This is a genomic window from Blautia sp. DFI.1.216, assembly GCF_020594215.1.
Taxonomy (GTDB): domain Bacteria; phylum Bacillota; class Clostridia; order Lachnospirales; family Lachnospiraceae; genus Blautia_A; species Blautia_A wexlerae.
The window spans coordinates 24320-50040 of the sequence record NZ_JAJDML010000001.1; the positions used below are offsets into that span (position 1 = coordinate 24320).

Consider the following 25721-nt stretch of genomic DNA (forward strand, 5'->3'; position numbering starts at 1 on the left):
CAAAAAAATAGAAAGATTGTTTTATAAAAATAGAAAATTTCTTAGGATATTTTCTATTTTTTCCAAAAAATACATGCTATAATTCTTTAAAAATATTCTATCACAAATATCTGGAGGTTTTTATGAAAAAAATACATCAATTGTCTTTTCGTATGCAGATTTTTCTGTCATCACTTATTCTCGTTATTTTTCCAACGGTTCTTCTAAGCACAATAAATGCCATTTCAAAAACCAGTACAATCACTTCAGAATATAATACTTCTACTGCAGCAACACTGACGCAAATGAACCAGTCTCTTGATACACTTCTTGAAAATGCACTAAAAATAGCGGATACTCCTCTTCTCAACGATGACGCACGTAAAGCCATGATAACTAATTACGAAAAAGATTATCTGTCATATGCTCAGGATTTCAATGTTTTTCGAAATTTAATGCGCCAGACAAATCAATTGAACAGTTCTATGCTTACCGTCTATTTTCAAAATAGATACGGTTACTCTTTTGAATATAATGTAAAGACAGCGCAGCAGCGTCATACAATTGAATCTAATATGGAAAAATGGAAAAAAATAGCTGAAACTTCTAAAAACCGGACATATTTTGCACCTCTGCAGACAGATTCCAGTACCGGACACAGTATTCTTCCAATGGTCAAAATTTTACTGGATAGATACGATTACCAGGAAACAGGACTGTGTTATGCAGAAATAGATTTTACTCCAATTATGGAAATCCTATCTTCATCCTGTGAAACACAAAATACACTTTTAATCTATAATGCAGATAACAAACTTACATGCACAATTAATCTTGCATCTTTTTCAGAAGCAGATATATCTTCCTCTGTTTTGTCCAAACTTGAAGACTTCAGCAATACTCTAACTTCACAGGATGCAATCGATCAAAGTACTCTTAAGACATCTCTGGGTCAGTTTGTAATTAATGGATGCATTAATAATACTACCCAGTGGCATATTGTTCAGATCATAAGCAACGAAAAAATCGCTCATACTTTTCATGACACTATCATCAGTTACCTGGGAATTTTCCTGTTCTGCGCATTGCTTGGACTTATCCTGGCAATTTTCCTGTCCAGAATACTTACCCGTCCGGTTTCCAATCTATGTCATGAAATCGATATTCTGGATCCTTCCGATGGAACACAGATTGATCTGAAATCCTGCGGTTCCAACCAGGAATTGCGCAAACTGATTGACAGCTTTAACGGAATGAGCCAGCGTCTCTTTCTGAGCCTGAAACAAAATTATGAAATTCAAATTACTGAACAACAAATGCGGGTTCAAATGCTGCAATTTCAGATAAATCATCATTTTCTTCATAATACTTTAAATGTTATCAAGTCACTTGCTGAAATTCATGATGTACCTGAAATCGAAACCATTGCTACTTGTATGTCTGAACTTGTACGGTATAATCTGGAAAAATTTCCTGTTGCAACTCTTCAGGAAGAACTCCAGCAGGTTCAGCGCTATATGACTATACAGAACATACGTTTTCCCGGAAAATTCTGCTATGATATTAATGTCCCACCTGAATTCCTGCAGATGAATCTTCCTGTATTTTTGTTCCAGCCACTTGTAGAAAACAGTGTGGAACATGGTTTTTCTAATAAAGAAAATGAATGTTATATCAGTATTTCCTGTCAACTTGAAAACGAATTACTTCATTTCCTGGTTGCTGATAACGGAAGCGGAATGTCTCAGGAACAATTAAAAACTTTTCAGTGTTCCGGCAAAACTTCTCCAAAAGGGCATCACTCTATTGGACTTGCAAATGTAAATCAAAGGTTACGCAGTTATTATGGAGAGGAATATGGACTTTTGGTAGAAAGTATACCTGGCGAAGGTACTATTATTGATATTGTACTGCCTTCCTCAGCCATTAATATAGAGCCTTCCTTTTTCCAACCTGAATTATCCAAAACTATCTCTTTATCTCAGAATCCTTCACAATAAAAAAATACCAGCTAATAAAAGCTGGTATTTTTCAACAAAAATATCGAATTTCTCCAAAACGATTTAACCACTCATCAATAATATCCGAACTATTGGCTTCTATCATCCTCATTAACCTTTTCAGTATCTTTTCCGGAATTTTAGAATTATTATTGCTGAGAATAGTTTTTCCAGTACTGGTAATCCATATTTTAGTAGCAGTTGCACTGGCTCTTCCTTCTGATACATGAACATGAATTGGTTCTAAGGGATCTCCTTCATTGGACCAAAAATAAATACTATATGGTCCAATTCTAAGAATTTGCGGCATTTAAAATGCCTCCTTCCTGCGAAAATTCAATAATAAGATGAGCGTTATTTCTGATTAACTGTTTAAAATATGCCATCTCTGTATCAGAATATCCCTCAATATCCTCCCACTTATAATCAGGAAGCCAGCATGTGGCATTGTGAAATCCTCCAAATTCATCAGGAGTTTCTATATAGACTTTTACTTTCCCATCTGCTTTCATTTCCGAATGAGTAATTTCAGTATCATCATTCAATGTCATAAACGGATACATCATAATTGCATTCACCCCTTCTTCATCTAATTTACCTGATTATAACACAGATTCCATTAATCATCTATGATTTTTCTCAAGGGGATTCCAGTTGGACAGGAAAACATTCAGTCCGAAGCCTACTGCCAGAGCCCATGCAGATGCCCATGCAGTTCCCTGGGTTGCGAGGACTGCTGCCATAACGCCTGCAATCATCTTGTCTCTGTCGCTCTTACAGTAATCCATACCAATTCTCGCACATACAAACGCCTGGAACATCAGAGTAATGGAAGATCCTACTCCGAAGATCGGGCGAAAGAAGCTTACTACAGGAATGATCAGCACACTTAAGAATGTGGCCAGTCTGAAAGAAGCCATTCCTCCGAGAAGAGACTTCATTGCTTTCTTTCCTTCTTTATAACGCATGGATACGGATACAGTCATTCCAACCCATAACGGACCGGAAAGGGGAGGAAATGGTGCAATGATAGACAGGATCAGGTTTCTCAGACCGCTTACCAGATTGGAACGGCTGGAATTGAAATCAATATACTCATCATCTCTTGCCTGACGTGCCTCTGATACAAGGGTCTCTGTAGTAACAAAATCACCAAATGCAATAACATAGCACACCAGTGCCAGCGGTAGTGCTTTGATAAACATAGATGCAGGAGGAATCCCTACGCCGAAGATGCTCACCTGATCAATGATATCTTTAAACTGAGGAATCTTGATAAAAGTACCAATCTCCAGTCCCGGAGCATCCAGTTCTCCAACCAGAAGTCCTACTACCATTGCGATAAGATAGGGGAAGAGATTTCCATATCTTGCAACCAGGTCAAGAAACTTATTGTTTTTTCTCTTCTCCTGATATTTGTCAGAGAAGCTGATCAGGATCAGGAGACCTACACCTGCAACAATAGCCAGAGGATATTTGTGCATATTTCCATTCTCACCCAGCTGTCCTGCCATAACTGTAACAGGTGCTGCAAGAAGGATTCCGCCTTTAACAGAATTGGGAACTGCATGAACAAATTTATCCGCCAGTCTGGTCACACCCATAAAAATAAATACCAGACCTACCAGCATCTGCAGTGCGATCATAGCCTGTATTCTCTCTTTTCCCATGGGGAAGCCTTCCAGAAATACAATGGTCAGCGGCAGTGTGGGTGTGATCCACCCCGGTACTACCGGATCGCCAAGCAGGCTGTGAAGCAGATAAAGGAAGGTTTCAATAATTACACAGCTCCACGCCAGCTCATAAGGAAGCCCCAGATACTGCTCCAGATAGGGAACAGCAGCCAGCGCAGTAACGCCCAGGATTAGACCCTGAATGAACTCAACAGATTCTATCTTGTAGTGTATGAATGGAAGTCTTATCTGAAATGGTCCAAAGGGGATGTAGGGCAGTTCATTTTCTCTTCTTTGTGTTCTTGTATGTGCCATACAATTTCTCCTTTTCAGTGAATTGTTAGATTACTTCTATATTTCAGCTTGTATATTCTATCTTTTTTGTTAATTTTTAAACAATCCAGTTTTTAATAAAATCCAATCCGACCGGAAAAAATTTGAAGCTTGTAACGTCCAAACGTATCTTCAGTTAGATTGGATTTCAATATCACAGGATTTCTGTATCTTATTTATTTCTATCGCTTATTTATTTCTATCACTTACTGGCTTACTTATTTCTGTTTTTCTTTACAAAAAGAGCGAGCAGGATACCGATAATAGTCACTGCCATATTCAGAAGAAGAATCATTCTCGGAGCACTGCTTCCGCCCACTTTGGTAATGTATCCTGCAAGGCTTAAGATCGTATAGTTTGCGATGCTAGATGCGATCATTACCAGTGAGGTTGCTGTTCCTTTGTTCTCAGGGAAGAACTCTGCTGTTGTGGAAACTGCCAGCTGGAGAACACCGCCTGCACCTGCATATCCGATCACAAAACCACCTACCAGACAAATAAACGGAGCCTGGATAAAGTAGCAGAGAGCCAGCATAATTGTAGAGATTAACGGATAGAGGATCAGGACGTTAATCTCTTTCAGACCTTTTTTGATAAATGCTGCTGTTGCAAGGATGGCAGTTGCAGTTCCCAGGGCATACAGGGACTGGATCTTTGAAGGGTCTGCCATACCATAGGAACGGGCAAGTTCCTGATTACAGTTCAGCCATAACATAAAGGTTGAGGAGCTAGTGAATCCGATCAGAATTGCAGCAATCGCTGCAGGGGAAATCTTGTGTCCGGATTTCTTCTTATCAGCTTTAGCCTGTACTGCCTTCTTTCTCGCCGGAAAAGGGAGGATCAGGATCAGGATTCCGTCAATGAGGATTGCAATACCTGCTACAATAAAGATTGTCTTATATGACATATTTGCAGATGCTACGATTCCGATCAGGAATGGAAGCAGGAACTGGCTCAGGCAGATGGAAAATTTTGTAAACAGGTTGGCTACTGACGGGTTGTTTACATAGATTTCCATGCAGGTGGGGCTTACGCAGGTATCGAGGAAAGAGTTTGCGATTCCGCCGATCACTGCAAATGCATATCCCATTGCCATGGATGTGGAATTAGCCATTCCAAAGAAGTATGCTACATAACAGAGCACGCCGATAATTCCGCTCAGTTTTCTTCCGTATTTGTCAGACAGAGGACCGGAGAAAGGAAGAGAAATCAGACGCCCCAGTCCAAGTGCTGCAATTACAGATACTACCATACTTACATCCAGTGTGCCATCGGCCAGGGGCTTCGCACCCCAGGCAGCTGCAAACTCCGGTTTGTACTGCCCCAGGATAGAAGCACCGATTCCATGGATGAAATAAGTGAAATATGCTGCAAGGGAGGTGAAAATGAGCATTTTGTTTGTTTTCTGTTTCATTTTGGTCTCCTAGGTTATTATTACTTGTTTTCGTTTTCTTCCTGGAATTTCTGGTATTCAGCTGTTGGCATTTCCAGTCCTGTGTAGAGTTTGTAAGCTGCAGCTCCCTGCCATAACAGCATTCCTTTTCCGCCGATTGCAAGCTTGCAGCCTGCTTCTTTGGCTTCTTTTACCATTCTTGTTTCAGCAGGATTGTAAACAACGTCTGCTACTACAAGGTCAGGGCGGAACATGGATTTATCTTTGATCAGAGTAAGCTCTTCGTGAGGTTTCATTCCTGCAAGTGTTGCGTTCACGAGGATGTCTGCGTTTGCAACCTCTTCTTTCAGTTTTGCCTCATCTGCCAGATCAAATACAGAAACTTTACAATCCGGTGTTTCTTTGCTCAGTTTCTCTGCTGTGGACTCTGCACGTGCAAAGAATGGGTCTTTCGGATTGAAGATAGAAATGGATTCTGCACCGTCTAATGCACACTGTACCTGGATTGCTGTTGCAGCACCGCCTGCACCGAGAACTACCATTTTTTTGCCTTTCACATCAACGCCATGTTCTTTTAAGTTGCGGACAAATCCGATACCGTCTGTGATATGTCCTACTAATTTGCCGTCTTCATTAACGATTGTGTTAACTGCACCGATGATTCTTGCTGCAGGTGACAGCTCATCCATGTGTTTTGCAGCTTCGTTCTTGCATGGCATAGTTACGTTTGCGCCTCTCATTTTGAAAAGACGGATTGCATCCAGAGCAGCCGGAACCTGGTCTTCCTTGATGTCAAATGCCATGTAAGCATAGTCAAGGTTATGATGACGGAAGCTGAAGTTATACATTGCCGGTGATCCTGAGTGTCCTACCGGGCTTCCGATAAGTGCCATTAATCCTGTTGTTCCTTTAATTCTCTGTTCCATTTCCTGTTTGCCTCCTGAAATATTTTTGTCAGAATCCGGATACATTTTATATATGTACCCGGATATTTTTCATTTGTAAAATCATTTTCAAGCTGCTGTCCGCTGATAATATCATACAGCGTCTCTTAACTGCAACTATAAAACGAATAAATTATAAGATTCGAAATTCGCTGATTTACTGCGTAAATCGCTACTTTCTCATGTTTGGCGGGTCCCAGGTTCAAAAATCTTATCGTGCAAGCACGAACGACTTTTTGAACTTTTGACCCTGATATCATCATAATGTGGAAGCTACCTCATACGCTTCTTTCGTAGCATCAAGTGCTCTTCTTGCGCGGGTGGCATCGCCGATCACATAGGTATCCGGTACGATGGCTTTGATCTCTTCGCCGAATGGGTTGTAGTTTCTGAATCCCATGGAAAGAATGACAGAATCATAGCCTCTGGATTCATGTCTCTGTCCGTCTGCTGTCCCGTACTCTACGCCGTCCTCATAGAATTTGCATACCTTTGCACCTGTGATCTCTTTGATCTTGTAATCTTCGAAATCTTTCATCAGGTAAACTCTATGCTCGTGGATCACGTCGGCACCTACAGTGTCTCTGAACTCAATGACTGTTACATCATGGTTCTGCTCACCGAGGAATGCTGCTGTCTCGCATCCTACCATTCCGCCGCCTACAACCAGTACTTTCTTTCCTGCTGCTCTCTTGCCGTCAAGGAGATCAGAGCCATGGATAATTGCAGGATTGTCGATACCTTCGATTGGAAGAATCAGTGTTCTGGAACCGGAAGCAACAATTACGCTGTCTGGTTTCTCCTCCCTGATAAGATCCAGAGTTACTTCCTGATTCATTTTGATTGTTACGCCTGCTTTCTGGCAGCGTACGATATAGCTGCGGATCATGTTTGTGATGTCGCCTTTTCCCGGAGGATAAGCAGCAAGACGCATGTTTCCGCCAAGTTTATCACTTGCTTCATAAAGTGTTACCTGATGACCTTTTTCCTGTGCGATAAATGCAGCGCAAAGACCTGCAACACCGCCGCCGATTACCATTACTTTTTTCGCTTTTTCTGCAGGAGCAATGCCCTCAGCTTCATGTCCAAGGAATGGGTTTACAAGACAGCATACAGGGTTTCCTGCATACATGTTTGCCACGCAGCCCTGAAGACATGCGATACATGGGATCATATCCTCCAGTCTTTCTTCCTGCGCTTTTAATGGCATATAAGGATCTGCAAGGCTCTGACGTCCGAATGCAACCAGGTCACAGCGTCCTTCTTTTACCATCAATTCCGCAAACTGTGGTTCTGTATAACGTCCTACTGTGATCACCGGGATAGATACGGCACGTTTGATCTCTTCTACCTGAGAAGCGGAGAAACCGCCGTGTGTGACTGTCGGTGCCCACATAAATTCATCGCGGATGTGAACAGCTCTGGATACATGGATGGCATCCAGTCCGCATCCTTCCAGATATGCAGCGATCGCAGCACTGTCATGCACATCAAGACCGCCCGGTACTTCATCACAGCTGTTGATTCTTGCAAGAACTGCGATCTTTCCTTCTGTCATCTTCTTTACTTCTTCGATGATCAGACGGGAGAAACGCATTCTGTTCTCAAAGGAACCACCAAATTCATCCAGTCTCTTGTTCGTTCTCGGAGAAAGGAAGGTACTTACCAGATATCCATGTGCCATATGAATCTCAACTGCATCTACGCCTGCTTCCATGGCTCTCTTTGCTGCGAGGCCATAGCCTTTTACCAGTTCATAAACTTCTTCAGTTGTAACTTCCTTTGGTGTATCTCTTCCGCAGTCTGACGGAATACTTGTAGCTGCCTCGATCGGTGCACCTGCGTTCTTTGCATTTCCTTCAGGACCTGCATTCTGAAGCTGTACGGAAACCTTTGCTCCCTCTGCATGACAGGCATCTACTACCTTGCGGAAGCTTTCGATTGTGGAGTCATCATAAAGACATGGTTTGCGAGGACCGCCCTTTGCGCCTTTATGTACTACTGTTGCTTCGATTGTGATCAGACCGAAGCCGCCTTTTGCTCTTTCACGATAATAAGCTGCGGACTGTTCACTCATGCTTCCGTCTGTGTTTGCAAAGTTGTTTCCCATTGGCGGAACTACGAAGCGGTTCTTTACTGTCATTGGACCGATGTTGATCGGCTGAAACATTGCATTGAATTTCATGTAACCTTCTCCTTTTTCTCTGGATTTTATTTATATTTTCAGTATTTTTTATCTCATCAAAAATCCGGATCAGACAGGCGTGGAGATTTCTGCCTGATCCTTTAATCTGTTGGTTTATCCGTCAGATACTTACTGAAGAACTTCCGGCCATGCTTCCTCAAGCACTTTCTTTGTGTTCTCATATGTATGGTTTGCAGCATATTCAAGTCCTTTTGCAAGGATTGCATCGCTGATGACTTCTACACCGATTGCGTTTGGTTTGATTCCTTTTTCTTTTACCATCTTAACGAACGCTGCTGTACATCCGATTCCTGTTCCGGGAGCAAGACGGTCATGCATGGATTCGTCTCTTAAGATTGTTGTTGCATATGGTCTTTCCCATACATCGTTGATCTGGATGGATACGATCTTGTCTGCCGGGATGTCTTCGATCACAGAAAGGTCAACCGGCTGATTTGCTCTTACCCAGTGCCAGGTATCCATGATCAGTTTTGCATTCTCGCAGTCAGCTGCCTTTACAACTGCCCAGCCTTTTTTCATATCCGGGATTCCGCTGTATGGCATTGGCTCAACACCGATGATGTATTTTCCTGCTCTCTGGCATAATTCTCTTAATTTCTGAGCAGTATATTCTACGGAGTAGTTTTCCATCAGACCGCAGTTGATCTGTTTTACGTCAAATAATTCACACATATGGAAGCAGAGCTGTTCTTTGTATTTCTGTTCGTAAGATCTGTGTTCTTCAGCCCACTGTACGATGTACTCAACCTCTGTTACTTTCATACCATGTTTGTCCAGAATAGCAAGAATGTCTTTGTCAAAAAGTCCCTCATTCAACGCATCTACATAAGTTTCTGCACGAAGGCCGATTCCTTCGTATCCTGCGTTCTTTGCAGCGATCACTCTGTCTTCAAATTTGCACTGATCTCCCAGTGTCCAGGAACTGATAGTAATTGGAAATTCTTTTGACATCTTTTTGTCCTCCTGATAAAATCGCATAATTTTTCTATTTATTTTGATAATATTTTGTATCTTTTTGATATAAGCATTATATATCTTTGTTAAATATAAAACAAATTAGTTCTATCCTTTAAATTCATAGATTTTTTCAATACATCATGATATAATCTACGTATATGACAAATACAGCGCGGATTATTTGTGCAAGAGTGACTATAATTATAGTTTTCCGAAGCATTAAAGGACTGTAAAAGCCTGCACATAAAATATAGTCACTTATAAAATACTTATCAGAGAAAGGAGTTTTTCTATGAACCTGTATCATCTGCGGTACTTTTCTACGCTGGCTCATATTGAACATTACACAAAAGCCGCTGATATTCTGGCGATCACCCAGCCTTCGCTGAGTTATGCGATCTCCACTCTCGAGGAAGAACTGGGCGTAAAACTGTTTGAAAAAAATGGAAGGAATGTTACTCTTACCAAGTATGGAAAAGTTTTCCTGAATGACGTGGAAGAGGTACTGAACCGTCTGGACTCTTCTGTGAACAGTCTGAAGCTGGCAGGTAAAGGGGAAGGCTGCATTGATGTGGTATTCCTGCGTACACTTGGAATTGATTTTCTTCCTAAGATCATGCGGGGATTTCTGGAGGAAAATCCTACTAAAAAGATAGATTTTAATCTGTATTGTGATAAAGTTTTAACATCTGATATTCTGAACGGATTAAAAGAGAAGAAATATGATCTGGGGTTCTGTTCCAAACTTGATAATGAGCCGCTGATCGAGTTTATTCCGGTTGCCAGACAGGAGCTGGTTGTGATCGTACCTCTTGATCATCCGCTGGCAGTAAAGGATGAAGTACGGCTGGAGGATACCATTCCTTATAAACAGATTATATTTAAGAAGAGAAGTGGCCTGAGACAGATCATTGACGGACTATTTGAATGTATCGGGCAGACACCGGATGTGGCTTATGAGATTGACGAGGATCAGGTTGCTGCAGGCTTTGTCTCCAACGGCTTTGGAATCTGCGTAGCTCCCAATATTCCGATCCTGCAGTCTCTGAATGTAAAGATCCTTCCCTTAGTTTCTCCAAGCTGGCAAAGAAACTTCTATATGGCGATGCTGAAGAACGTATACCATCCACCGGTTGTGGAAGCATTTAAGAAATATGTGATCGAGCAGGCACAGAAGGAATGGGATTATAAGACCAGCTGATCTGACTTAATAAAATATCAGAATACAAAAAGATATGGGACTGTCCCGTCAGTCGAGACACCCCATATCTTTTTATAATAACCGATACATTCAATATTATGACTTGATATCCGGCACTTCTGATATCATAAACCAGATCTGTCATGTTATATTATTTTTCTTCATCCATGGTGCGGAGTCTGTGTACCAGTTCTTCGCAGATTTCCAGTTCGTTCTTGCCATCTGTTTCGATGATGATATCAGCCGCTGCCTCGTATTTAGCGCGGCGTTTCTCCATCAGATCTGCGATAAATGGAACAGTCTTATTGTTCTCGATCAGCGGACGGTCATGGTTATTTTTGACGCGGTCAAGGATTGTCTCCGGTTTTGCTGTGAGGAGAACAACACGGCCATTCTTCTTCATCTCTACTACATTGCACTCTCTCATTGGAGTACCACCGCCGCAGGAGATCACAACATTGCTGCGTGACTGCATTTCGATAAGCAGGTTTGTCTCAAGGTCACGGAAATACTGCTCACCGTATGTCTCGAAGATATCGGAAATACTCATTCCCTGTCTCTGGGCAATGATCTGATCCATCTCTACCACATCCATGGCAAATACATTCTTAAGGAAATCAGAAATTGTGGACTTTCCGGCACCCATGAAACCGATCAGCACGATGTTGTAGTTGAAGAGTTTTCTTGCCTGGATCCGTTTACTGTTTGTGCGGATGCATTCAAATACATCGGAAACCTCGTCCTTATGGCGTCTGCCTTCCATTCTCTTCTCCAGCCATTCTTTCTGCTTCGCTTCCTGCTCAGGCTGTAAAATCTGGAGTCCGTTGGCTTCTTTATATGCCATAATGTCCTCCACGATCCTGTTACGCATGATAAGTGCATCCAGAATGATCTCATCACACTGGCCAAGACTCTCTCTGAGTATTTCTAACTGATTCATATCTCTTTCCTCTGTCTTTCCTATGTCAGCTTGCAGCAGACCGCAGATCAGTCACAAACTGCCATAAACTATTCACGAACGGCAATATATGAATGCCGACTGTTAAGATTTATTATATCAATATCGCTTTCGTATAGCAACCCTTTAAACCATTAAATTATTTCATCTGTTCGATAGTTTTTTTCTATGAATTCGACAGACGATTCTATGGCAAGACTCTGATGACGGTTCTTTTATAGCAGTCCCAGTAAATAATGCATTTAAGACAGTTTAGCAGAGTGCGAAAGACAAGGAAGATTTCTGCAGGCGTGCTGACGCACGGCAAAGATATCTGACGCAGGATTTCACACTCTGCTGAGCCGGATTAAGATGCATTATTTACTGGGACTGCTATAGGTTCCCATATAAATGTATCTAATGAAAAAAATCATGAAATACTTTTTCAGTGTACCATTTAAAACTGATTTTTTCCACTGATTTCTCCGCATAGACCGGATAAAAATCTATCAGTTTTCCATCCAGGTAATAGGCAATGCGGCCAAGCTTCTCCCCCTTAAGAACCGGTGCACTGACTTTCTGTGGAATTTCTATTTTACAGGTTACAGTTTCCCCTTTTTTCAGAAGGACTTCTTTTTCCCTGTCATATGCGGTTACACTGCATTTACCTCTCAGATAGATTTTCGTTCCTATATCCTGACCATCTTCCACACCGTCTGTTACCAGGATTTTTCCGGTCTGTGGTTCTTTCCAGTAGGTTTCGTACTCATAGTTGTAATCTCCGAAGTCCAGCAGTTTCTCTGTGTCACTCCATTTATAGGTTTTGTGGTTGGGCCACCCACAGCCAAGGAGACTGACGATAAATGTTTTGCCCTCTTTTTCCCATGCACATACATAACAGTAGCCAGCCTGGGAAGTATAGCCTGTTTTTCCGGCAAGAACTCCGTCTCTCATGTCAAGAAATGCATTGGCATTATGTACGGAAAAGGTTCTCTTTCCTGTGATCTCAGAGAATGTATAGTCTCTGGTCTGTGCAATGTGCAGGAATGTTTCGTTTTTAATAGCATAGCGCATGATCAGTGCCAGATCTTTGGCTGTTGTGTGATGTTTTCCGTTCTCATCCTCAGCATCCAGGCCATTGGGTGTAATAAAATACGTATTCTTACATCCTATCTGTTTTGCTTTCCGGTTGAGCATTCTGGCAAAGCCTTCCACGCTTCCCCCGCAGTGTTCTGCAATGGCAACCGCTGTATCATTGTGGCTTTTCAGCATAAGGGAGTACAGAAGATCCTCCAGATAATACTGTTCTCCTTTCTGAAGTCCTAGCTTTACTTCCGGCTGGGATGCCGCATTCTGAGAAACCTGAACATAATCATCCCCCGGAGAGTTCTCCAGTGCCACAATACAGGTAAGCACCTTGGTTGTGCTGGCATTTGCCAGAGGCCGCTCTCCGTCCTTTTCATAGAGTACTCTGCCTGACTCTCCGTCCATGAGGACTGCTGATAATGCGTACAGTTCTGCCGGTTCTTCTGCAACAGGTGTCATGTCTACTGTCTGAGGTATTTTGTACTCCGCTCCCCGGGCGGAGGTGTATGTCTGCGTAAACAATAATACCGCCGTCACAACAATGACAGCGGCAATATGTTTCATTCTCATACTCCACCTCACATGCTGGCAATCCATGAATATCACTGTTCATAATTTACGGTTATTCACAGATCTGTTGTTTACAGGATATCTGCAGGATTTTGCTTCACCCTATAAGATAATTTATGCCTGCATGTCCGGAATATGACTGTCACAGTTCCGAAAAATATCGGGATATGCCCATTACCCGTTATAAGTCCGGTCCCATCTTTTGCTCAGATGATAAGCTCCCTCTCTTAAGGTATAAAGTTCTCCCAGATATTCCACAGCTTCAGGAACCGCCTCTCTGTAAAGCCTCTCAAGTTCAGGCATGGGAGCTTTTGCCTGCTCTACTGCTTCGGCAGTCATGAAATGTTCAATGACAGAGCCGATGGACTCTCCTCCCAGTCTCAGAAGTTTCCCCAGAATCCTGCGTTTTCTTCCATGGTCATCACACACCATGAAATTGGTAAGAATTTTCATCATCCTGACAGAAATATAAATGTTTATGGTTTTCACCAGAGGAATGGCCCTGTGGATCACTCTGGCATATTCCATCTTCGGCATGATCCCGCAGGCCGGATAATAATGGTCAGGATCTTTGCCTGTCTCTTCCATAAGCACACGGTCAAATTCCTTCTCCAGAACAATGTGAGGAATGACGCCTTCTGCAGCCATCTTATTTACATAGGGATGGCATGCGGAGTCCAGAATATAATGACAGCCAAATCCAAGAAGATATGCAAAAAGTGCCTCATCATCATTTCTTCTGACCTGCCGCATCCCTTCTTCAAAAAAGGCTCTTGCCTTTTCATGATGCATCTCAATCCCGAACTGGGTGACAGGATTCTTTGAAACCATATAGTAGAACAGGATATCCGGCCCATGTAAACCGATCCTGTACAAGTCCCCATGTCTGCGGATCAGGGCTTTCATATCTGAAGGCAGTCTCTTATATACTTCTTTTCCAAATAAATCATGTGCATATGTGGTTGGCATTAGTTTTTTCTCCTTTATCTTACACATCCAGTTTCAGCTGGATTTCTTCCTCTGCCTCTGCCTTAAAGTCCTCTATCTGGACAGGATCAGGGACAGGCAGGGATTCCAGATCCTGTACGCCGAAGCAGCGCAGAAACTCTTCCGTGGTCCCGAGCAGGATCGGACGTCCGGGGGCATCCAGACGCCCCAGCTCCCTGACCAGACTGTATTCTACCAGCTTGTTGATGGCGTGGTCACATTTTACCCCTCGGATCTTCTCGATCTCCGCCTTTGTAACCGGCTGTTTGTATGCAATGATGGATAAGGTTTCCAGCATAACATCTGACAGTGCCGGCTTCTGAGGATGCAGGGCAATATTGATCAGATACTGATAATATTCTTTCTTTGTACACATCTGGAAAGAATTCTCCAGCTCTATGATCTGGATGCCTCTGTTCTCTTCCTGATAACGGTCCATCATATTGCGGATGATCCTTCCTGTTGTCTTCTCGTCCACACCGATGGCTCTGGCGATCCGGGGCAGTTCTACGGAACCGCCCATTGCAAAAAGTATTGCTTCTATCGCAGCTTCTGTCTCCTTAATCTTCACTCAGTCTTCCTCATTCCTTTTATTACATATTGATCTCTGTATTCTATGGTTCATCTTCCGCAAATTCTGTAAGATTCTTCCATGTATCCGGGTCTGTCTGTACTTCAACAGAGATATCATCGAACAGTCCGTCCTGCTCCACATGGATATGTCCCATTTTCATCAGTTCCAGTATGGATAGAAAGGTGACGATCACCTGTACTTTCGAGCACTGACTCTCCAGGAGATTTCGGAAGCTGAATTTCCGATGGGTACGGGCAAAATCTTTGATCTCTATCATCTTATCAGACAGACTGACCTCTTCCTTCTCGATGGTTCCGAATTTGCTTCGGATAGGATCGACCTTGTCTTCCTGCCTGCGGATGATAGACTTGTAGATTGCATTCAGCTTCTCCAGTGTGAGACCTGCCAGAAGTTCCTTTGGATCTACAGGCTCTCTGTACTGCAGTACCTCATCGGGAAGAGTGGGCTCTTTAAAGAATACATTTGCCGCATCGTCCATCTTGTCCTTCAGCTCATAGGACATAAACTTATACATCTTATATTCCAGAAGTTTCTCCACCAGTTCCGCTCTTGGATCTTCCTCTTCTCCCTCCTCATTGACTTCTTTCGGGAGAAGCATTTTACACTTGATATCCAGCAATGTGGCTGCCATAACCATAAACTCACTCATGATTCCAAGGTCTTCCCGCTCCATGGCATGGATGTATTCCATATACTGATCTGTGATCTCCACGATGGGGATATCATAGATATCTATTTTATTTTTTTCGATAAGGTGCAGTAAGAGATCCAGAGGACCTTCAAATACTTCCAGCTTTACCGGAATTCCCATAGCACAGTCTTTTCCTTTTCAAGTAAATATTTCGCTGCCATACAGTCAGCAGACAGTAACAATGTTCTCAGGCATTCGGTTTCAGATCCACCATCAGCAATTCCCTGGGATTATGGATCCTTACAGGTATGGTGTGTTCCCCTGCTCCTGCGCTTACCAGCATATGCTGTTCCTTCCTGTGGAAATCTCCGCAGCAGAACTTCGGAAATGGATGAAGCTGTGGGGAAAGCAACCCATTGTGCCTGCCAATTCTTACAATCCCTCCATGATAATGCCCGCTCAGGATCAGATCTGCCCCCCAGTCAAAATAGGTATCTCCATATTTGGGACTGTGGGCCAGAAGAATATTCAGGGAATCAGAAGATGGTTCTCCGATCAGTTCCCTGATTTCCTCTCTTTTAAGCTGTGGAGAAAATGGCTTTTTATAATAGATCAGAGGTACTTCCAGACCATAGACAGTAAGGCTGGTTTTTCCCACCTGCAGGCTGCAGGATTCATTATGCAGGATATGGATCCCGACTGTCTTCAGCTCCTTTTCATATTCCTGATATCGGGCTGCCATACAGTTCTCCTGAGGATCTGTCCTGTACAGCTTATATTCATGGTTTCCCAATGCATAATAAACAGGATACTGCTGAGCCAGGCTCCTCAGAAGAGATGATGCAGTCTTTAAAGAAGCAGAATCATTTCTCACGATCATATCACCGGCAATGAGAATCCCATCCGGTCTGTACCGGTGGATCGTCTCCAGAAGCTTTCTGTTATCAGGGCCAAATTCCATGCCATGAAGATCTGCGATCACAGCAAATCTGATGCCTCTCGCATCCTTTATTTTGTTAGAATGGATTGTATAATGTACGGTTTTAAATCTTTTCATGCAAGTTTTCTTTTCCCTTTATGTTCACTTTGTGTCTGGCAACGCACTTTGCGGGATATCATTTCCCGAATCCGCAGTTCGGGAATGTACAGACATCACAGTTCAGGCAGAGTCCACCCTCTCCAAGTTGGTTAATCTCTGATAATGTGATCTCATCATCTGCCATCAGTCTCGGCAGAAGCAGATCAAAGATGGTATTCTTTGCATACATAACACATCCCGGAAGCCCAAGGATCGGTATCTGCCTGCCGTCTTTCTCATAATAGGAAACCAGCATCATAGCTCCCGGAAGTACGGGTGCACCGTAGGATACGATGCGGGTTCCTGTTGCTTTGATCGCACCCGGAGTTCTGTCATCCGGATCTACGCTCATTCCACCGCTGCAGACTACCATATCGGCTCCCTCTTCGATAAATTTCAGGATATCGGCTGTTATCTGCTCCATATCGTCACCCGGTTTTGTCTGACCGATGACCTCTGATGGAAATTTTGCAAATTTATCTCTCAGTACAGGAGTGAAGGTGTCAGTGATCAGACCTTTCTGCACTTCACTTCCTGTTGTTACGATACCCACCTTTTTCTTCTTATATGGCAGAATGGAAAAGATCGGCTCTGTGCCTGCCACCTCTGCTGCACGATCCATTTTCTCCTTCTCGATCACCAGAGGGATAATTCTGGTTCCTGCAAGTTTGTCGCCCTTCTTTACAGGAAAATCTCCATGGCGGGATGCGATCATCATCTCTCCAAGTGAGTTGACAGCCAGCAGAGCTTCTCTGCGGATTTTAAGCACTCCGTCAATGTCTGCGATCAGCTCGATCTTTCCCTCTTTTATATCAGAACCATGCATGGTGTCCGAATCTCCGGCACAGATCTTATAAAGGATCTCTGCACCTTCATTCTCATGAAGGATTCCTTCTTTCTTCTCCCACACATATAAATGTTCTTTTCCTACAGAGAGTAACAGAGGAATATCCTCTTCTCTGACAATATGACCTTTCTTAAAAAGCACCCCTTTTTTTACATCTTTGATAATCTGTGTGATGTCATGGCATAAAATGTGCCCTACGGCATCTTCTGTACGGATTTCTTTCATTATATAGTACCTTCCTTTTGTTTTTTATTTCCCTCAATACCCATTTGGATTTTATTATACATCGGATTGCTGTCCTTTGTCAAAAAATTATAGAATTGTCCAAAATACTTTTTGTTTACAGGTTACTGTTCACTCTGTTCTCAGTAACGTTTACAATCTCATGAAGACTTTTTTCAGGCAGTCCGGATATGTGGCTTTTCCTGCATTTTCCCCATAAAGGATCCGCACTCTTCCCAGTTCCTTCCCATCGACGGAATAGATCATCTCCCCTGCCAGGGTGTTCTTTTTCACCGGAGCCTTTACTTCCCTGTGGATTCTCAGCTTTCTTTTTACATTCCCGATATTCTGTCCTGTGGTATCCAGATAGTGAAACTGTTCTTCATAAACCAGGGAAACCGTCTTTTTCTTTCCATTTCTGACCGGGATCTCAGGCAGAGCTTCCATTTTCTTATCTATGTACAGGCTGCATTTTGAAAAGCCATAATTTAACATGGAGGCAGCATCTTTAAATCGCACTTTATAGTCCGGGGCTGCCATCACTACTGCGATCAGAGTAATGTCATTTCTTTTTGCAACTGCGCTGAGACAGTATTTTGCAATACTGGTGCTTCCTGTTTTCAGGCCGACACATCCCTCGTAGCTGCGGATCAGTTTGTTGGTATTGGTAAGTCCGAATTCCTTGGTCCCCTGCCTGGTCACATGGGTGATATTTTCCATCCATATGGAAGAATATTCCAGAATTTTCGGATATTTTGTGATCAGTTCCCTGCTCATGATGGCAATGTCCCTGGCTGTTGTGTAATGATCGGGAGATTCTGTCAGACCACAGCAGTCTTCAAAATGAGTATTTTTCATCCCAAGTCCTTCTGCCCGTTCATTCATGTGGCGGACAAATTCCTGTTCACTGCCGCAGATATGCTCTGCCATTGCTACGCTTGCATCATTTCCTGACGCGATTACAATGCATTTGATCAGGGTTTCCACTGTCTGGATTTCCCCCTCCTCCAGAAACACCTGAGAGCCGCCCATTGACTTTGCATGGGCACTGGTTGTGACTGTGTCGTCCATTTTCAGGCTGCCTTTATCCAGAGCATCAAAGATCAGGATCAGCGTCATGATCTTCGTGATACTGGCAGGGCTTCGTCTGGTATCCGCATCCTTCTGATAAACGACTGTTCCTGTCTGCGCTTCCATTAAGATTCCTGATGGTGCTTCAATAAGATCTGTGGATTCTGCCTGTCTGGTATTGCTTTCCTCAGGCAAAAAGATTCCGGCGGCATATACAGGTGCGGTGATGGTGCAGACCATGATAAGTATAGCGCATATTATGGAGATCCATTTTTTTCGCATATTCTCTCTCCGATCAATGTACCGGCAGGCTGCCGGCTCTAAGACTACTTTCTTTATTCATTATATAGCAATCCAATAAAATAATGCATCTTAATCCGATCCGATACCTGATCATAATCAGATAAAAAGCACTGAAAACCATAAAAATACGATTTTCAGTGCTCATTTTACATCAGCGGCGCAAATGCGCGGAAAATATTCTGCATGATACGCAGCCCTATATTTCTGTTCAGGCAGAATTCCGGTTTTATCTGCCTGCAATATTCCATAGTCTGGATAAAATCATCTTTTATATCCTGTATTACTCTGTTTCTGTAGATCCATACACCATCCTCAAAATGAAGATAAAGACTTCGATAGTCCAGGTTGATGGTTCCCACAACTCCAATCTCATCATCACTCACAAAGGATTTTGCGTGAAGGAAACCGGGCTGATATTCATAAATCTTTACACCGGCTTCCAGAAGCTGCCTGTAATAGGACTGGGTAAGGATAAATACCAGCTTCTTGTCAGGGATTCCCGGCGTCATAATACGCACATCCACCCCGCTTTTGGCTGCCAGACAGAGGGCAGTCATCATCTCATTATCTATGATCAGATAAGGAGTACAGATATATACATATTTTTTTGCCTTGTTGATAATGTTCAGATATACATCTTCACCGACAACCTCCTCATCCAGAGGTGTATCACAGAACGGCTGGACAAATCCGTCACTCTCAAATTCTTCCTCATGATATCTGTGGGGAAAATAGGCTTCATAATCGACACTCTCTTCAGATCTGCCGATCACTGCCCACATATGGAGAAACATTACCGTCATATTCCAGACAGCTTCCCCTTTGAGCATAACAGCGGTATCCTTCCAGTGTCCGAAACGCGCTTTCTGGTTGATATATTCATCTGCAAGATTGATGCCTCCCGTAAATCCAACCCATCCGTCAATGATACAAAGCTTCCTGTGATCCCGGTTATTCTGGATAATATTCAAAATGGGACGGAAAGGATTAAATACCTGACATTTGATTCCTTTTTTCTGAAGCTCTTCATAATATTTATGGGGAAGTGTTGTGAGACAGCCAAATCCATCATAGATCAGGCGCACATCCACACCCTCCGCAGCTTTCTCTTCCAGAATATTCAGGATTGTCTGCCACATCACCCCATCATTGATAATGAAATATTCAATAAAAATGTATTTCTTCGCCTGTTTCAGTTCCCTCACAAGCACCGGAAACATATCGTCTCCTACCTGAAAATACTCTGCAGTTGTGTTCTCATGGACCGGAAATCTGGAAACATCCGAAATATATCTGGACTGGTTCGAAGCCGAGGAATCCAGTTCTTCCAGCTTCTGCCTCGTCTGTGGCTGATCCCGCAGATACTCCCTGCTCTCCTCAATCCTCTGTTCAAAATGCTGCTGCATGATCGCAGCAATCCTGGAACGTCCAAATACAAAATATAATACCACTCCAAGGATTGGCAGGATCAGGATCAGCATGGTCCAGGCCAGTTTATAGGAAGGATTTATTTCCTTATTCAGGATCCATAATACCAGCACAATACCTATCAGCCTTAATCCGATATCAATGTATCTGGAATAAGCGGCCAGACGCAGTACCATCATTAAGATCCATCCGAGCTGGACGAGCATTGCAACCGCAACATAAAAGATTCTGTTGAAAATCAGCTTTGCCAGTTTTTTTAACAGTAAAAGGATCCAGTTTTTCTTTTCTTTAAGTATTTTGTTATTTTCTGCCTTCAAGATTACTTCCTTCCCCTGATTATTATCCAAATTATGATAAAAATCCCTGACAGAACTGCCAGGGATTTTTGCGCACAATTAATTATATTTACGTTTTCTTGCGGCTTCAGATTTCTTTTTACGACGAACGCTTGGTTTCTCGTAATGCTCTCTTTTGCGGATTTCCTGCTGGATTCCTGCTTTTGCACAGCTTCTCTTGAATCTGCGAAGAGCGCTATCTAAAGTCTCGTTCTCTTTTACGATTACGTTTGACATAGACTCACACCTAACCTCCCTCCAGTTGTAGATTGTGCTAAAATACAACTGTCTGGGTATTTTTTCTTGCACAAGTGATATTATATATCATTGCCTGTGGGTTCGTCAACATTTTTTTGGTTAAATTTTGCAGATTTTTTTAGTTACTATTCACACGCCACTATCCCGCGAGGTGTTTTGGCATGTATATGCCAAAATCCCGAGACATACCGCGCGAATTTATGCGATTAGCATAAATTAAGTTTGCGAAGCAAACGATACTCCTTGGGCATTGCACAAGGAGGTTCATATTTCCTGCATCGCGAAGCGTGTTGCTGGTCACAAAGTGAGCAGTAACAATTTTTACTTTATCTGACCTTCAAGGATTCCTGCTGCTGCATCTACGGCTTCCTGAGCTTTGGCAGGGTTCTTTCCGCCGGCCTGAGCCATGTTCGGACGTCCGCCGCCGCCACCGCCTACGATAGCTGCCACTGCTTTGATCAGGTTACCTGCGTGAGCGCCTGCTTTCTGTGCTGCATCAGTAGCCATTGCAAGAAGGTTTACTTTCTCACCGTTTACTGCTGCCAGAAGGACAACACCTTCACCAAGTTTGCCTTTCAGCTGGTCGCCAAGGTCACGAAGTCCGTTCATATCCACTCCGTCTACTTTTGCAGCAAGAAGTTTCACACCTTTGACTTCTACTACTTTATCCATAACATCTCCCAGAGCTCCCTGAGCCAGTTTGCTCTTTAAGGATTCGTTCTCACTGGAGAGTGCCTTTACTTCTCCCTGAAGATGTCCGATTTTCTCTACGATCTCTGCAGGATTTGCTTTCAGGGCTTTTGCAGCTTCATGAAGCAGTTCTTCCTGTTTCTTATAGTATTCCAGAACACCATTTCCTGTCAGAGCTTCAATACGGCGCACACCTGCTGCAATACCGGATTCGGAAACAATTTTGAACAGCATGATGTTGCCTGTGTTTGCCACATGAGTACCACCGCAGAGTTCCTTGGAGAAGTCGCCCATGGATACCACACGTACCTTCTGGTCATATTTCTCTCCGAACAGAGCCATTGCTCCGGATTTCTTAGCCTCTTCCACATCCATAACATCTGTACGGACTTCAAGACCAGCCTGGATTTCTTTATTAACAAGCGCTTCTACCTGTGCGATCTCATCAGCTGTCATAGCCTGGAAATGAGCAAAGTCGAAACGAAGTCTGTCCGGTGTTACCAGAGAACCCTTCTGTTCTACATGACTTCCAAGAACTGTCTTTAATGCTTTCTGAAGAAGATGTGTTGCACTGTGGTTCTTCTCAGTGTCTCTTCTTGCAGCTTCATCCACTTTCAGGGAAACAGTTTCGCCTGTGGAGATCATACCGGATTCCATATGACCTACATGTCCGAATTTGCCGCCGCGAAGCTTGATGGTGTCTTCTACTACGAACTTACCGTTTGCAGTTTCGATCACACCTGTATCTCCGACCTGTCCACCCATAGTTGCGTAGAATGGAGTCTGCTCTGTAAAGACAGTTCCTTTCTGTCCTTCCATCAGGGAGTTTACGATCTCTGTCTCTGTTGTAAGGACTGTTACTTTGGAATCAAAGGTAAGATGATCGTATCCTACGAATTCTGTTGTAACATTTACATCAATATCATCATATACAGTTGCGTCAGCACCCATATAGTTTGTCACTTCACGTGCAGAACGTGCTTTGTTTCTCTGCTCTTCCATACATTTCTGGAAGCCTGCCTCGTCAATATCATATCCTTTTTCCTCAAGGATCTCTTTTGTAAGATCCATCGGGAATCCGTAAGTATCATATAATTTGAATGCATTTTCGCCGGAAAGTGTTTTCTCTCCTGCTGCTTTCATCTCATCTTCCATCTCTCCAAGGATACGAAGACCCTGGTCAATGGTCTTGTTGAACTGGTTTTCTTCATTTGTGAGAACTTTAAAGATAAATTCTTTCTTCTCTTCCAGCTCCGGATATCCTGCTTTGGAACCATTGATCACTTCTTCACTTAATTTTGCAAGGAAGGGGCCTTCGATTCCAAGAAGACGTCCGTGACGTGCTGCACGACGGATCAGACGGCGGAGTACATAACCGCGGCCTTCGTTTGTAGGCATGATACCGTCGGAGATCATAAATGTTGCAGAACGGATATGGTCTGTGATCAGACGGATGGATACGTCATCGTTATAATTCTTCTCGTATTCTTTTCCGGAGATCTTACATACCAGGTTACGCAGTGCGCAGATAGTATCTACATCGAAGATGGAATCTACGTCCTGCACAACAACTGCCAGACGTTCCAGACCCATACCTGTATCAATGTTCTTCTGTTTCAGTGTTGTATAATTTCCGTTACCATCGTTCTCAAACTGGGTAAATACGTTGTTCCATACTTCCATGTAACGGTCGCAGTCACAGCCTACTGTACAGCCAGGTTTACCGCAGCCGTACTTCTCTCCACGGTCATAGTAGATTTCTGAACATGGACCACAGGGGCCTGCACCATGCTCCCAGAAGTTATCTTCTTTACCAAAACGGAAAATTCTGTCAGCAGGGATTCCGATTTCTTTGTTCCAGATGTCAAAGGCTTCGTCATCTTCCAGATATACGGAAGGATACAGACGGTTTGCATCCAGTCCTACTACCTCTGTGAGGAATTCCCAGGACCAGTGGATGGCTTCTTTCTTGAAATAGTCACCAAAGGAGAAGTTACCAAGCATCTCAAAGAATGTACCGTGACGTGCAGTTTTACCTACATTCTCGATATCACCTGTACGGATACATTTCTGGCAGGTACTTACTCTTGTTCTTGGCGGGATTTCAGCACCTGTAAAATATGGTTTCAGCGGAGCCATACCTGCGTTGATCAGCAGAAGACTCTTATCTCCCTGTGGTACCAGGGAAAAGCTTTTCATTACCAGATGTCCTTTGCTCTCCATGAAGTCGAGGAACATCTGACGAAGTTCGTTTACTCCGTATTTCTTCATAATCTTTTCCTCCTGAAATCGGCGACACCGGTTCAGCAGTATCCGCCGATATTTCTATAATGAATTTTTTATTTTGCCAGAACTTTATTGAATTTCTTTTTGCCTTTTTTCAGCACTACACCTTCACCTGTAAGTGCATCTTTGGCAACTGTGTATTTCACATCTGTGATCTTCTCACCGTCAATGGAAACACCGCCCTGTTCAATGGCGCGACGTCCCTCGGAACGTGTTGGAACCATTCCTGCTTTTACAAGCATGGAGATCAGGTCGATTGTTCCTTCTTCTGAGAAGTCTTCGTCTGCAAGCTCAGTTGTCGGCATGTGTGCTGTATCAGCGCCGCCTGCAAAAAGTGCTCTTGCGCCTTCCTGCGCTTTCTTTGCTTCCTCTTCGCCATGAACCAGATTTGTCAGCTCGTATGCAAGGATTTCTTTTGCTTTATTCAACTGGCTTCCTTCCCATTTCGCCATCTCATCGATTTCTTCTAACGGAAGGAAGGTAAGGAGACGCATACATTTGATAACATCTGCATCATCCACGTTTCTCCAGTACTGATAGAAATCGAAAGGAGAAGTCTTCTCCGGGTCAAGCCATACAGCACCGGACTGTGTTTTACCCATCTTCTTACCTTCGGAGTTCAGAAGAAGTGTGATCGTCATGGCGTAAGCGTCTTTTCCAAGTTTACGACGGATCAGCTCTGTACCGCCAAGCATATTGGCCCACTGGTCATCACCGCCGAACTGCATGGTGCAGCCGTATTTCTGATACAGCATGTAGAAGTCGTAGCTCTGCATGATCATATAGTTGAACTCAAGGAATGTAAGTCCACGTTCCATACGCTGTTTGTAGCACTCGTGAGAGAGCATACGGTTTACAGAGAAATGTGGTCCAACATCACGAAGTACCTCTACATAATTTAAGTTCATCAGCCAGTCTGCATTGTTTACCATTAATGCCTTGCCGTCTGAGAAATCGATGAAACGCTCCATCTGTTTCTTGAAGCAGTCAATGTTGTGCTGGATTGTCTCCACCGTCATCATCTGACGCATATCAGATCTTCCGGACGGGTCACCGATCATACCGGTTCCGCCGCCTAATAATGCGATTGGTTTATTTCCCGCCATCTGCAGACGTTTCATCAGGCAGAGCGCCATGAAATGTCCCACATGAAGGCTGTCTGCGGTAGGGTCAAAGCCAATGTAAAATGTGGCTTTTCCATTATTTACCATTTCTTTGATCTCTTCTTCGTCTGTTACCTGAGCAATCAGACCACGGGCTTTCAGCTCGTCCCAAACTGTCATTGTTTGTTTCCTCCTCGTAATAAAATAAAACAACCCGGTTCCTGTCCATTTAGGACGAGAACCGGGTCCCGCGATACCACCTAAATTCGCAGAAAACTCGCATTCTCTGCCTCAATAAGTAACAAACCATGCCATTGTTATGATAAACAACGGTTCTCTCTGTTACTTAAGCATGTTAACGGATGCCACTCCGCTGCAGCCTACTTACCCTTACAATATCTCTGAGGTGTTCGGTGCAGAGCTCCGGGAGGTATTCACATAAGTTCCCCACGCGCCTCTCACCTGCCGGCAGCTCTCTGTCTGTTTTCCCTATGTTACTCTTTCCCATCTGTGCTTTTTTATATCATATATCTGCAAGTATACAAATACAAAATTTATTTGTCAAGGAATTTATAGCAATCCTCTTCATATTTCACCAACTTAAAGCA

21 protein-coding genes and 1 other annotated feature are annotated in these 25721 nt (G+C 43.3%); of the genes, 2 read left to right on the plus strand and 19 right to left on the minus strand.

From position 1 onward, the window contains the following. Nucleotides 1-122 precede the first annotated feature (122 nt). Nucleotides 123-1979, plus strand: a complete 1857-nt coding sequence (locus LJE11_RS00105) for a sensor histidine kinase (RefSeq protein ID WP_008704488.1) — start codon at nucleotides 123-125, stop codon at nucleotides 1977-1979. A gap of 31 nt (nucleotides 1980-2010) precedes the next feature. Here the strand turns inward: LJE11_RS00105 and LJE11_RS00110 are convergent, their stop codons facing one another. The 7 genes from LJE11_RS00110 to LJE11_RS00140 all read right to left on the minus strand — a co-directional run bounded on the left by LJE11_RS00110 (nucleotide 2011) and on the right by LJE11_RS00140 (nucleotide 9479). Continuing rightward, a complete protein-coding gene (locus LJE11_RS00110) occupies nucleotides 2011-2289 on the minus strand; it encodes a DUF4160 domain-containing protein (RefSeq protein WP_008704489.1) in 279 nt (92 codons plus the stop codon). Next, on the minus strand, nucleotides 2273-2545 hold the full coding sequence (locus LJE11_RS00115; RefSeq protein ID WP_008704491.1) for a hypothetical protein: 273 nt from the start codon (nucleotides 2543-2545) through the stop codon (nucleotides 2273-2275). Before LJE11_RS00115 ends, LJE11_RS00110 begins: the two co-directional genes overlap by 17 nt. Nucleotides 2546-2602: 57 nt before the next feature. Then, the gene (locus LJE11_RS00120; RefSeq protein WP_008704493.1) at nucleotides 2603-3967 is read right to left on the minus strand and encodes a hypothetical protein; all 1365 of its coding nucleotides are present in this window, start codon (nucleotides 3965-3967) and stop codon (nucleotides 2603-2605) included. A gap of 232 nt (nucleotides 3968-4199) precedes the next feature. Next, on the minus strand, nucleotides 4200-5399 hold the full coding sequence (locus LJE11_RS00125; RefSeq protein ID WP_008704495.1) for an MFS transporter: 1200 nt from the start codon (nucleotides 5397-5399) through the stop codon (nucleotides 4200-4202). Between the two features lie 20 nt (nucleotides 5400-5419). Then, nucleotides 5420-6304 carry a shikimate dehydrogenase gene (aroE, locus tag LJE11_RS00130; RefSeq protein ID WP_008704497.1) on the minus strand — a complete coding sequence of 295 codons (885 nt, stop codon included), beginning with the start codon at nucleotides 6302-6304 and terminating at the stop codon, nucleotides 5420-5422. Nucleotides 6305-6581: 277 nt separating this feature from the next. Beyond that, the gene (locus tag LJE11_RS00135; protein WP_227295241.1) at nucleotides 6582-8507 is read right to left on the minus strand and encodes an oxidoreductase; all 1926 of its coding nucleotides are present in this window, start codon (nucleotides 8505-8507) and stop codon (nucleotides 6582-6584) included. Nucleotides 8508-8636: 129 nt separating this feature from the next. Beyond that, nucleotides 8637-9479 carry a sugar phosphate isomerase/epimerase family protein gene (locus LJE11_RS00140; protein WP_022381137.1) on the minus strand — a complete coding sequence of 281 codons (843 nt, stop codon included), beginning with the start codon at nucleotides 9477-9479 and terminating at the stop codon, nucleotides 8637-8639. Nucleotides 9480-9777: 298 nt separating this feature from the next. Here LJE11_RS00140 and LJE11_RS00145 point away from each other — a divergent pair, with 298 nt between their 5' ends. Next, nucleotides 9778-10686: a LysR family transcriptional regulator gene (locus LJE11_RS00145; RefSeq protein WP_008704500.1), complete on the plus strand. Its 909-nt coding sequence runs from the start codon at nucleotides 9778-9780 to the stop codon at nucleotides 10684-10686. A gap of 151 nt (nucleotides 10687-10837) precedes the next feature. Here LJE11_RS00145 and LJE11_RS00150 read toward each other — a convergent pair whose 3' ends face one another. From LJE11_RS00150 to tyrS, 12 genes are all read right to left on the minus strand, one after another. Further along, a complete protein-coding gene (locus tag LJE11_RS00150) occupies nucleotides 10838-11626 on the minus strand; it encodes a shikimate kinase (protein ID WP_022381135.1) in 789 nt (262 codons plus the stop codon). A 414-nt stretch (nucleotides 11627-12040) separates the two neighbouring features. After that, the gene (locus LJE11_RS00155) at nucleotides 12041-13273 is read right to left on the minus strand and encodes a D-alanyl-D-alanine carboxypeptidase family protein (protein WP_227295243.1); all 1233 of its coding nucleotides are present in this window, start codon (nucleotides 13271-13273) and stop codon (nucleotides 12041-12043) included. 180 nt (nucleotides 13274-13453) lie between these two features. Continuing rightward, on the minus strand, nucleotides 13454-14248 hold the full coding sequence (locus LJE11_RS00160; RefSeq protein WP_055150133.1) for a zinc dependent phospholipase C family protein: 795 nt from the start codon (nucleotides 14246-14248) through the stop codon (nucleotides 13454-13456). 19 nt (nucleotides 14249-14267) lie between these two features. Beyond that, nucleotides 14268-14837 carry an SMC-Scp complex subunit ScpB gene (scpB, locus tag LJE11_RS00165; protein WP_008704505.1) on the minus strand — a complete coding sequence of 190 codons (570 nt, stop codon included), beginning with the start codon at nucleotides 14835-14837 and terminating at the stop codon, nucleotides 14268-14270. Nucleotides 14838-14880: 43 nt separating this feature from the next. Continuing rightward, nucleotides 14881-15672, minus strand: coding sequence for a segregation and condensation protein A (locus LJE11_RS00170; protein WP_008704506.1), 792 nt, complete (start codon nucleotides 15670-15672; stop codon nucleotides 14881-14883). 67 nt (nucleotides 15673-15739) lie between these two features. Continuing rightward, nucleotides 15740-16549 carry a metallophosphoesterase gene (locus LJE11_RS00175; RefSeq protein WP_227295245.1) on the minus strand — a complete coding sequence of 270 codons (810 nt, stop codon included), beginning with the start codon at nucleotides 16547-16549 and terminating at the stop codon, nucleotides 15740-15742. 58 nt (nucleotides 16550-16607) lie between these two features. Continuing rightward, nucleotides 16608-17642, minus strand: coding sequence for a molybdopterin-binding protein (locus LJE11_RS00180; RefSeq protein ID WP_055053455.1), 1035 nt, complete (start codon nucleotides 17640-17642; stop codon nucleotides 16608-16610). 150 nt (nucleotides 17643-17792) lie between these two features. After that, nucleotides 17793-18992, minus strand: coding sequence for a D-alanyl-D-alanine carboxypeptidase family protein (locus LJE11_RS00185; RefSeq protein ID WP_227295246.1), 1200 nt, complete (start codon nucleotides 18990-18992; stop codon nucleotides 17793-17795). A gap of 167 nt (nucleotides 18993-19159) precedes the next feature. Then, nucleotides 19160-20647 carry a cardiolipin synthase gene (gene cls, locus LJE11_RS00190; protein ID WP_227295325.1) on the minus strand — a complete coding sequence of 496 codons (1488 nt, stop codon included), beginning with the start codon at nucleotides 20645-20647 and terminating at the stop codon, nucleotides 19160-19162. A gap of 189 nt (nucleotides 20648-20836) precedes the next feature. Then, nucleotides 20837-21013: a 30S ribosomal protein S21 gene (gene rpsU, locus LJE11_RS00195; RefSeq protein ID WP_004222305.1), complete on the minus strand. Its 177-nt coding sequence runs from the start codon at nucleotides 21011-21013 to the stop codon at nucleotides 20837-20839. Nucleotides 21014-21355: 342 nt separating this feature from the next. Further along, nucleotides 21356-23995 carry an alanine--tRNA ligase gene (gene alaS, locus LJE11_RS00200; RefSeq protein WP_118670021.1) on the minus strand — a complete coding sequence of 880 codons (2640 nt, stop codon included), beginning with the start codon at nucleotides 23993-23995 and terminating at the stop codon, nucleotides 21356-21358. A gap of 68 nt (nucleotides 23996-24063) precedes the next feature. Continuing rightward, entirely contained in the window at nucleotides 24064-25293 is a 1230-nt protein-coding gene (gene tyrS, locus LJE11_RS00205) for a tyrosine--tRNA ligase (protein ID WP_008704520.1), read from the minus strand. A gap of 47 nt (nucleotides 25294-25340) precedes the next feature. Beyond that, nucleotides 25341-25633: a binding site (T-box leader), on the minus strand. Between the last annotated feature and the right edge of the window lie 88 nt (nucleotides 25634-25721).